Below are 9,809 nucleotides of genomic sequence, written 5' to 3' on the forward strand. Positions count from 1 at the left end.
GGCTAAGCCCTGTCCGAGCGATCCGCCGGGCGAGGGGTGGGCGGTCGTTCGGTCGCTGCTGTCGGCACCGCCGAGGATCCGCAGCATCCAAGTCCGCAGCATCCAAGTTCTTGGAGATGCGACCACGTTTGCTTTGGCGTGATCACGGGCGATATGATGGGGAGCGATTTCAATAGCGCTGACGCCTCGATTTAGTTCGGAGCTGGAAGCATCTTGCTGATGGAAGGTCTTCCGGTGTCTGGAGACGACGTGAAAAATGTGACGGCCCACGAAGCCGATCGGCGCCCAAAGGCGCGTGGATTTCGTTGGCTGCTCAAGCGGGGCCTCGGCGTCTTCGCGGTGCTGCTGCTGCTGTGCGGAATCTGGATGGGCGTCCAGCAGCTCATCGGGAATTTCCACACCGTCGTGGCAGGGGAACTTTATCGCGCGGCAAAGTTCGATGCGTCCGAGATTGCGGGATACCAGAAGGCATACGGCATCCGCACGATCATCAATCTGATGGGCAGCAGCGAAGCCGAATGGCACAAGCAGGAAGTCGCACAAAGCGAAGCGCACGGAATCCGCCATATCGATTTTCGACTGTCGGCGACACAGGAGCTGACGCAGCAGCAGGTCGAGGATCTTATTGCCATCATGCGCGATGCTCCCAAGCCGATCCTGGTTCATTGCCGCGGCGGCGCCGATCGCTCGGGAATCGCTTCGGCGCTTTACCTCGGCGCGATCGCCAAGGCGGATGAATACGCGGCGGAGTGGCAGCTTTCACCCTATTACGGACACTTGCCATTCCCCTTCATGCCGGCATGGGCGATGGACGAGACGTGGGAGCGCATTGAGCCCTGGCTCGGTTTCCCCGATTCGTGAGGCAGGGCTGAAGCGTTGTGGTTCAGTCGGTCGCTGACGCCGACCATTCTCGCGGTGCGCGTGCCCGATCCCGCCCCCCGCCGCCGTCGGGGCCGTCATCGCCCTCGCTCTACGAGGTCCGGGAGCGCCTCCCTGTCTGCAACCACAATTGAATTTACCCATTCTCGAGGGAATGCATTGCGCCTTGCCGATGTTGGAGGCCATGTTCGCGCGTCGCCGCGCGCCCGGTGCGCGGCGTTGATACGCCATTGGAGTTGCCATGACTGAACGCCTTAAGATCACCGCCGGCGGCGTCGTCTTCGACGCGATCTTCGAGACGGAGAAGGCCCCGAAGACCGTGGCGGCGTTCCGTTCGTTGCTGCCTTATCGCGAGCGGGTCGTGCATGTGCGCTGGAGCGGAGAGGGCATGTGGATCCCGCTCGGCGATTTCGATTTCGGCCTCGGCTACGAGAATCACACCAGCTATCCGGCGCCGGGCCAAATCATCCTCTATCCCGGCGGCATCAGCGAAACCGAGATCCTCGTCGCCTATGGCGGCGTGCGCTTCGCCTCCAAGGTCGGGCAACTCGCCGGCAATCATTTCATCACCATCACCTCGGGGCTCGACGAGCTCGAGCGGCTCGGCAAGCGCACGCTGTGGGACGGGGCCCAGCCGATCGAATTCGCCCTCGCCTGATCGCATCCGCCCGGAAAGCAGCACAATGGATCCTTTCGACCTCGTCATTCGCGGCGGCATTGTCGTCACGGCATCCGACACCGTGCGCGCCGATGTCGGGATACGGGGCGGCCGGATCGTCGCGGTGGCCGAAGCCCTGACGGGCGGTGCCGCGAGCATCGACGCCGCGGGCCTCCTGGTGATGCCGGGCGGCATCGACAGCCATGTCCATCTCGCCCAGCCCTCCGGCGAGGCGGTGATGGCCGACGATTTCGAGACCGGCACGCGCTCGGCGATCGCCGGCGGCAACACCACGGTACTGCCCTTCGCATTGCAGCCGCGCGGAGCCAGCCTGCGGCAGAGCGTGCAGGACTACCACACGCTCGCCGAAGGTCGTGCCTATTGCGACTATGGGTTCCACCTCATCGTCTCCGACCCGTCGCCATCGGTGCTGGGGCAGGAACTGCCGGCGCTGGTGGATGACGGCTACACGTCGTTCAAGGTGTTCATGACCTATGACGATCTGGTGCTGAACGATCGCCAGCTGCTGGACGTGTTCGACTGCGCGCGCGGCTGCGGCGCCTTGGTGATGGTGCATTGCGAGGGCTACGATGCCATCCGCTTCATGACCGAGCGGCTGGAGCGGGCCGGACGGACGGCGCCCTATTATCACGCCGTCTCGCGCCCGCAGGTCGTGGAGCGCGAGGCGACGCACCGCGCGATCAGCCATGCCGAGCTGACCGACGTGCCGATCATGATCGTGCATGTCTCCGGCCGCGAGCCGATGGAGCAGATCCGCTGGGCGCAGCAGAAGGGGCTCAAGGTCTATGCCGAGACCTGCCCGCAATATGTCGCGCTGACCGCCGAGGACATGAAGGGCCTCAACATGGACGAGACCGGCGGCAAATATGTCTGCTCGCCGCCGCCCCGTGACGAAGCGAACTGGGAGGCGATCTGGGAGGGCATCCGCACCGGGGTGTTCCAGACCTTCTCCTCCGACCATTGCCCGTTCCGCTATGACGACCCGCGCGGCAAGCTGTCGCCCAAGGGGCGCACCTCGTTCCGCTGGGTGCCGAACGGCATTCCCGGCATCGAGACCCGGCTGCCGATCCTGTTCCAGAAGGGCGTGGTGGAGGGACGCATCAGCCTCAACGAGTTCGTGGCGCTCACGTCGACCAACCATGCGAAGATGTATGGGCTCTATCCGAAGAAGGGGTCGATCGCGCCCGGTTTCGACGCCGATATCGTGCTGTGGGACCCGTCGCGCCGCGAGACGATCCGACAGGAAATCCTGCATCACGGTGCCGACTATACGCCCTATGAAGGGCTGGAGGTCGCCGGCTGGCCGGTGATGACGCTGCTGCGCGGCCGCGTCGCGATGAAGGAGGGTGTCGTGCTCGGTGCCATGGGTGATGGCACCTTCCTGCCGCGCGAGCGATCGCCCTATGCCCGACCCGCCGGAGCCTGATGAGCGGCGCCCCAAATCGAGCGGGGCCAGGAAAGTGACGATCCCCGGCCGGCTGCTTGCGGCCGTCTGGCGGGCTACGGGCGGCGCCTATGATCGACGGCTGGGCGCTCGACGAGACGGCGGCGAAGGTGATCGATGCCGTTCTCGCCCGCGCCGTGCCCAGCGGATCGGTTCGGGACTCGTTGGCGCTGCCGGAGCGCCGGCGAGCTGAGATCGTGCGCATCAATCGGCGGCGGTAAGGCGGCTCGGCAGCAATTCGCCGCTGCGCTCCAGCACAGGATAGGCGGCTGCGGCGACGATGTGGCTGTTGATCAGCTTCATGTCGCGCAGAAGGTCGAGATGCAGCGCACTCGCCTGTGCGGTGGCGAGCACGCCGCTGCGCAGCCGCTCGAAATGCCGCTTGGTCGCCTCGGCCTCCGCTTCGCGGAACGCCACCTTCTCGTCCGCCAGCAGACGGGCGGCGCGCGGGTCGTCGGTCATGAACAGGGAGGCGGCGGTGCGCAGATTGACGATCAGGCGGTTCATCAGCGTGGTCAGCTCCTCGCCGCCGCCCTCGGCAAAGACGAGGCCGCGCTTCAGGCCCTTGGAGACATGCGGCAGGAGATAGCGATCGACCACGTCGCCGGCCTGTTCGAGGTTCATCGAGAAGGCAAGGATTTCGCTCAGCCGGCGATGGTCGTGCTCGCCGAGTTCGTCCGGGTCGATCGAGGTGAGATAGGACTTGATGGCGATGTTCAGCCGGTCGAGCACGTCGTCGCGGCGGCGGGTCTCGACGATCAGGCGGCGGTCCTGCTTCGCCAACCCGTCGCGGGCACCCGCCAGCATCGCTTCCAGCACGTCGGCGAGACGGAGCGTCTCACGCGCGGCCCCGCCCAGCGCCACGATGGGCGTCTCCCTGGCCGAGGGGTCGAGATAGATCGGTTGGGAGGGATCGGCGGCGGCCTGCTTGTCCGGGAACAACCAGGTAAGCAGGCGCGACATCGGGCTGAGCAGCGGCAGGAAAAGCACGGCGAGCACGATGTTGAACAGGGTGTGGAAATCCGCGACCAGACGGGTTTCGTCCGGCTGCAGGGTCACCATGAATCGGCTGATCGGCTGAAGGGCGGCGAGCACAAGCGCGATGCCGGCGATGCGGGTGAGGAGATTGCCGAACGGAACTCGCTTGGCGGCGGGGTTGTTGCCGACCGGGCCTTCCAGCAGCGGGTTGATCGCGGTGCCGAGATTGGCGCCGAGGACCAGCGCGAAGGCGGCGACCGGCGGTACGATGCCGTGGGCGGCGAGCGACATGATGAGCAGCACCACCGCGACGCTGGAATGCACCGCCCAGGTCAGGCCGGCCGCGACAATGACGTCCAGGATCGGCGTGGTGGCGATGGCGCCGAGCAGGATGCGCAGGCTCGGCGCGTCCTCGAAATCGGTCAGGAGGTCGAGCAATTCGTGCAGGGCCAGCAGCATCAGGCCGAGGCCGATGAGCACCCGACCGAAATCATGCCCGGGCGAGCTGGTTTCGCGTCGGAACATCAGCACGCCGACAAGGATGAACGCCGGCGCGACCACGGCGATGTCGAACGACAGAAGCTGGACGATGAGGGTGGTGCCGACATTGGCGCCGAGCATCACCGCCAGCGCCGGCACGAGGTCAACGAGGCCCCCGGCCGCGAAGCCGGTCACCATCAGGCCGGTCGCGGTGCTGCTCTGCAGCAGGGTGGTGACGCCGAGCCCGGCGATGAAGGCACGGAACCGGTCGCTGAGCGCACGATTGAGGATCGACTTCAGCCGCGAGCCGAAGGCGCGCTGCACGCCGGTCTGCACCATATGCGTGCCCCAGAGCAGCAGCGCAATGAAGCCGGCAAGGTCGACGAGGGTGACGGGAAAGCTCATGAGCGGGCGACTTTCGGCACATGACGACGGCAGCACGGAGGAAGGCGCGGCACGAGAGATAGGCCACGAGGTGATACCCGTTTGCCGACCTTCGCAAGCTGCGAGGCGACGTGCGGCGGCCCACCTTCCTGATCGCCTGCAACCAGCCTGCCAATCGCGACGGGGCGCCGTTCAATGATCCTTCGCGCGGCGCGGCCAGGCTCCGCCTGTGGTCCGGGAACGAAAGGCCAGTTCCTCAGGGGGCGGGTGGCGGCGGGAAAGCCAGCACGTCGCCGGCATAGGTTTCGACGAGGGCGCTGAACGGCTTGCCGTCCGCCCGCTTCAGTACCGCCCGATGCTCCAGCACGAAGGGCGGGATAGCCAGCGGTGCGGCCGCTGGCGAGGTGGCCGGCGGGTTCTGCATCTCCCAGCCCTCCGGCAGAGGCTGCCAGAGGGTGCGCGCGGCAAGGGTGGTGCGCGTGAAGCCGAGCGGACGCACCACGCGGCCGAAGGAGGTGTCGGCGGTTTCCAACTCGCGGTTCATCTCAGCGGTGAGCAGCGCCGGGACATACCAGTTGTCCGCCTCCGACAGCACGCGTTCCCCGCAGCGCAGCCGCACCCGGCGATAGGCGACCGGTTCGTCCAGTCCGACGCCGAGCAGGGTGCGTATGTCCGCATCCGCCGGCTTGTCGGCGCCGCGCACCCGGTCGGCGACGATCTTGCTGCCGGCCGGGGCCAAATCATGGGCGGCGCACCAGCGGTCGAGCGTCAGCGTGGCGCTCGGATTGGCCAGCAATTCGGCATTGAGCGACTGGATCAGCGCCAGTGCCTGCAGCCGCGAAACATAGCTGTCCGGCCAGACGGTGCGGTCAGCTTCCAACGCCCACGCGCTGCCTAGGGTCGACACGGCAAGGCAACAGGCGAGGGCGAGGCGGGTCATCGACGGGAGGCGGCGCATATGGAACGGGCTCGGTGGGGTCGGCAGTCAAGCCTAACGGTGCCGCACGGTCCGGTAAACGCTGTCGGCGTGGGCGTTTCCAGAGGGTCCGGTCAGGCCTTCTTGAGGAACTCGGTCCTCAGCACCAGACCCTTTACCTGCCTGGTGTTGCATTTGATCTCGTCGGCCTTGCCGGTGAGCCGGATATTCTTCACCAGCGTGCCGCGCTTGATGGTCTCGGAGGTGCCCTTGACCTTCAGGTCCTTGATCCGCGTCACCGAATCGCCGTCGCTCAACACGGTGCCGTTGCTGTCCTTCACGACGCCGTCGCTCACGACGCTCTCCCTTCGATGCAAAAACCGCCGGGATGTCCCAGCGGCGAATGGTGTGACTGTATGATGAGGCCGGCGGCAGGACGCTACATCACCGCGCCGAGCTGCCAGGGGACGAATTCGTTGCGGCCATAGCCGAGCAGCTCGGACTTGGAACGTCGGCCGGAGGCGATGTCGAGCACCACCTGGAAGATCTCGCGGCCCTTCTCCTCGATGGAGACGCCGTCGATGATGTCGCCGCAATTGATGTCCATGTCCTCTTCCATCCGGGCGAAGAGGTCGGAATTGGTGGCGAGCTTCACCGAGGGGGTGGGCTTGCAGCCATAGGCCGAGCCGCGCCCGGTGGTGAAGCACAGCATGTTGGCTCCACCGGCTACCTGACCGGTCGCCGCCACCGGGTCGTAGCCGGGCGTGTCCATATAGACGAAGCCCTTGCGGTCGATCCGCTCGGCATAGCGGTAGACGCCGCGCAGCGTCGAGGTGCCGCCCTTGGCGACGGCGCCGAGCGACTTCTCCAGGATGGTGGTCAACCCGCCGGCCTTGTTGCCGGGGGAGGGGTTGTTGTTGAGCTCGCCGCCGGTGCGGGCGGCATATTCCGTCCACCAGTCGATGAGGTCGACGATCTTGCGCCCGACCTCCTCGCTTTCGGCGCGGCGGGTGAGCAGGTGCTCGGCGCCGAAGATCTCCGGCGTCTCGGAGAGGATGGCCGTGCCGCCATGGCGCACCAGAAGGTCCACCGCCGCCCCCAGCGCCGGATTGGCGGTGAGGCCGGAATAACCGTCCGAGCCACCGCATTGCAGCGCCAGCGTCAGCTCGGACGCCGGCACCGTCTCTCGGCTGGCCGCGTTGGCATGGTCGAGCATGTCCCTGACCTTGGCGACGCCGGCCTCGATCGACTTGCGGGTGCCGCCGCTCTCCTGGATGGTCAAGCTCTGGAAATGCGGTCCCTCGACGATGCCGTATTCCTTCATCATCCGTGGGATCTGGAACACCTCGCAACCCAGCCCGACCACCAGCACCGAAGCGAAGTTCGGGTGGCTGGCATAGCCCCACTGGGTGCGGGCGAGAATGTCGAACTCCTCGCCCTTCGACGCCATGCCGCAGCCGGTACCGTGGGTGAAGGCGACCACGCCGTCGATATTGGGATAGTCGGCAAGGATGCCGGAGCGGGTCACGGCGTCGGCGATGAAGTCCGCCACCGTCGCCGAGCAATTCACCGAGGAGAGTATGCCGATATAGTTGCGGGTGCCGACCCGCCCGTCGGCGCGGCGGAAGCCCTCGAAGGTTGCGGGCGCCTCGCCGGGCAGCAGGCCGGAATCGGGCGTCGCTTCGGTAGCAAAGGCGTAGTCGCGGGCGAAGTCGTGCAGCACGACGTTATGTTCGTGCACCCATTCGCCGGCGGGGATGTCGGTGCCGGCAAAGCCGATGATCTGCCCGAACTTGCGGATCGCCTCTCCCTTGGAGATCGCTCGCGCCGCCACCTTGTGCCCTTTGGGGACCTGCCGGCCGGCCGTCACGCCGTCGGGCAGTTCGGCGCCCGCGACGAGCCTGTCGACCGCGATGATGACGTTGTCGGCGTCGTGCAGACGCAGGATTCGCGCAGCGGCCATCGGCTCAGACTTCCAGGATTGCCTTGATGACGCCGGCTTCCGGCTTCAGCCAGGCATCGAACAGCGCCGGGCCGTCGGATAGCGGGCCGCGATGAGTGTTGAGCGCGCGGGTCGGCACCTTGCCGGCCTCCATCTGCCGTACCACCTCGGCGAAATCGTCGGCCTGGGCGTTGCGGCTGGCGAACAGCGTCGCCTCGCGCTTGTGGAATTCCGGGTCGGAGAAGGTGATGTCGGTGCGCACCACGCTCACCAGCACATAGCGGCCGGCATGGGCGAGGAAGCCGAAGCCGCGCTGCATCGCCGCCGCATTGCCGGTGGCGTCGATGACGACGTCGAAGAAGTCGCCGCCGGTGAGGCGCCTGGCGGTCTCTTCCGCCTGCGCGTCGGCGATCAGCATCTGGTCGGCGCCGAGCTCGTTGATAGTGAAGGCGATGCGGTCCTCGCGCAGGTCCATAACCGTGACATGGGCGCCGCGTGCCTTGGCGAAGATGATCGCCGACATGCCGATGGGTCCGGAGCCGACCACCAGTACGCGGTCCTGCGCGGTGATGCCGCCACGCTTCACGCCATGGGCGCCGATGGCGAGGAATTCGATCATAGCCGCCTCGTCGAGCGAGGCCGAGCCGGCAGGCACCACATTGCCGACCGGCACGCAGAGGAACTCGGCCATGCCGCCGTCGCGGTGCACGCCGAGCACGGCGATGTTCTGGCAGGCATTGTTCACGCCCTTGCGGCAGGCGAGGCAGGTGCCGCAGGACAGGTACGGCACGATATAGACGTTCTGTCCCTTGGCGAGGCCGCTGCCTTCCGGGGCGCTTTCCACCGTGCCGGAGAGCTCGTGGCCCATGACGCGCGGATATTCGAGAAACGGGTGCTGGCCCTTGTAGATGTGGAAATCCGTGCCGCAGATGCCGACGCGGCGGATGCGGATCAACGCCTCGCCCGGACCCGGCACCGGCTCGGGACGGCTGATGACCGACAGGCGGCCGGGTTCATCACAGATCAGGGCTTTCATCGCGCGGGCTTTCCAGGGCAGGTTTGGAGAAGAAGATGCGGCCCGGCTCGGGGGCTCGTCGCCCGGGTCGCCGGGCCGCAGTCGGGAGGCTCGTTCACACGGTGGTTCGTCACATGGCGGTTCGTCACATGGCGGTTCGTCACATGGTCTTGGGCAGTTCGACCGGCAGCGGCACGCCGTTATATTTGGCGTAGATCTCCCGCAGCTTGCCGCTGGCGAGGTCCTTGGCGATCCACGCATTGAGCGCGGCGCGCAGCGCGTCGTCGCCCTTGCGCAGGCCGATGGCGTAGGGGTTGGTCTTCAGCACGATCTTGGTCTCGAACGGGTCGTTCGGGCGGCGGGCATTGACCGCGGCCATCACCTGCGGCGAGGAGGCCATCACGTCGACCTGACCGGAGACCAGCGCGGTGATCAGCGTCGCGTCGTCGTCATAGCGGACGATCTCGGCGTTCTTGATCTGGTTGGTGGCTTCCTTGTCATTGGTCGAGCCGCGCGTGGTGCCGATGCGCTTGCCGGTGAGGTCGTCGATGGTCTTGATCGCGGCGCCCTTGGGGGCGGCGACGACGATCTGGATCACGCCATAGGCGTCGGAGAAGTCGATGACCTTCTTGCGCTCCTCGTTGACGGAGAAGGAGGCCATGACGATGTCGGCCTTGCCGGTGAGCAGGAAGGGCACGCGGTTCGGGCTGGTGACCTGCACGATCTCCAGTGGCACGCCGAGATCGGCGGCGAGCAGCCTGGCGCTCTCGACGTCGGAGCCGGTCGGCTGCATCTGCGCGTCGGCCATGCCGAAGGGTGGCGAGCCGAGATCGATGGCCACGAGGATCTTGCCGCGCTTCTTGATCTCGTCGAGCGTGTCGGCGCTCGCGGGGCGCACCAGCCCGGCGAAGGAGCCGGCGAGGCCGGCAAGGGCGGTGGCGGTCAGGAATGTCCGGCGATCCATGGTGTTCTCCCTGTGATTGTTCGGCTTTGGCGTAAGCTTTGGTGGTGGGTCACAGCCCGCTACCGACGAATTCGGCGAGCTCGCGGGTGTTGGGGGCGTCGAGCATGGCGCCGGGTCCGGTCTCCCAG

The 9,809-nt window shown here is 66.6% G+C and carries 10 protein-coding genes; 4 read left to right on the forward strand and 6 right to left on the reverse strand.

Going from position 1 to position 9,809, the window contains the following annotated elements:
- Positions 1-249: 249 nt before the first annotated feature.
- The 4 genes from AC1RU4_RS24415 to AC1RU4_RS24430 all read left to right on the forward strand — a co-directional run bounded on the left by AC1RU4_RS24415 (position 250) and on the right by AC1RU4_RS24430 (position 3,223).
- Positions 250-861, forward strand: a complete 612-nt coding sequence (locus AC1RU4_RS24415) for a phosphatase domain-containing protein (RefSeq protein ID WP_492894142.1) — start codon at positions 250-252, stop codon at positions 859-861.
- A 259-nt stretch (positions 862-1,120) separates the two neighbouring features.
- Positions 1,121-1,537: a DUF3830 family protein gene (locus AC1RU4_RS24420; protein ID WP_492894144.1), complete on the forward strand. Its 417-nt coding sequence runs from the start codon at positions 1,121-1,123 to the stop codon at positions 1,535-1,537.
- Positions 1,538-1,562: 25 nt separating this feature from the next.
- A complete protein-coding gene (gene hydA, locus AC1RU4_RS24425) occupies positions 1,563-2,984 on the forward strand; it encodes a dihydropyrimidinase (protein ID WP_492894146.1) in 1,422 nt (473 codons plus the stop codon).
- Positions 2,985-3,073: 89 nt separating this feature from the next.
- Positions 3,074-3,223 (forward strand): hypothetical protein, encoded by a 150-nt coding sequence (locus tag AC1RU4_RS24430; protein ID WP_492894148.1) that lies wholly within the window; start codon positions 3,074-3,076, stop codon positions 3,221-3,223.
- On the opposite strand, the gene AC1RU4_RS24435 is transcribed toward AC1RU4_RS24430, so the two are convergent.
- The 6 genes from AC1RU4_RS24435 to AC1RU4_RS24460 form a co-directional block, all read right to left on the reverse strand.
- Positions 3,207-4,865, reverse strand: coding sequence for a Na/Pi cotransporter family protein (locus AC1RU4_RS24435; RefSeq protein ID WP_492894150.1), 1,659 nt, complete (start codon positions 4,863-4,865; stop codon positions 3,207-3,209). The two genes, AC1RU4_RS24430 and AC1RU4_RS24435, sit on opposite strands and share 17 nt — an antisense overlap.
- A 235-nt stretch (positions 4,866-5,100) precedes the next feature.
- Positions 5,101-5,802, reverse strand: a complete 702-nt coding sequence (locus AC1RU4_RS24440; protein WP_492894152.1) for a hypothetical protein — start codon at positions 5,800-5,802, stop codon at positions 5,101-5,103.
- Positions 5,803-5,894: 92 nt separating this feature from the next.
- Positions 5,895-6,116, reverse strand: a complete 222-nt coding sequence (locus tag AC1RU4_RS24445) for an alkylphosphonate utilization protein (protein ID WP_492894154.1) — start codon at positions 6,114-6,116, stop codon at positions 5,895-5,897.
- Between the two features lie 83 nt (positions 6,117-6,199).
- Positions 6,200-7,723, reverse strand: coding sequence for a UxaA family hydrolase (locus AC1RU4_RS24450; RefSeq protein WP_492894156.1), 1,524 nt, complete (start codon positions 7,721-7,723; stop codon positions 6,200-6,202).
- A gap of 4 nt (positions 7,724-7,727) precedes the next feature.
- Complete coding sequence (locus tag AC1RU4_RS24455) at positions 7,728-8,738, reverse strand: zinc-binding alcohol dehydrogenase family protein (protein ID WP_492894158.1); 1,011 nt, start codon at positions 8,736-8,738, stop codon at positions 7,728-7,730.
- A gap of 139 nt (positions 8,739-8,877) precedes the next feature.
- Entirely contained in the window at positions 8,878-9,681 is an 804-nt protein-coding gene (locus tag AC1RU4_RS24460) for a transporter substrate-binding domain-containing protein (RefSeq protein WP_492894160.1), read from the reverse strand.
- Positions 9,682-9,809 lie beyond the last annotated feature (128 nt).

It is taken from the genome of Ancylobacter sp. GW821-FHT10E12, from assembly GCF_058809335.1.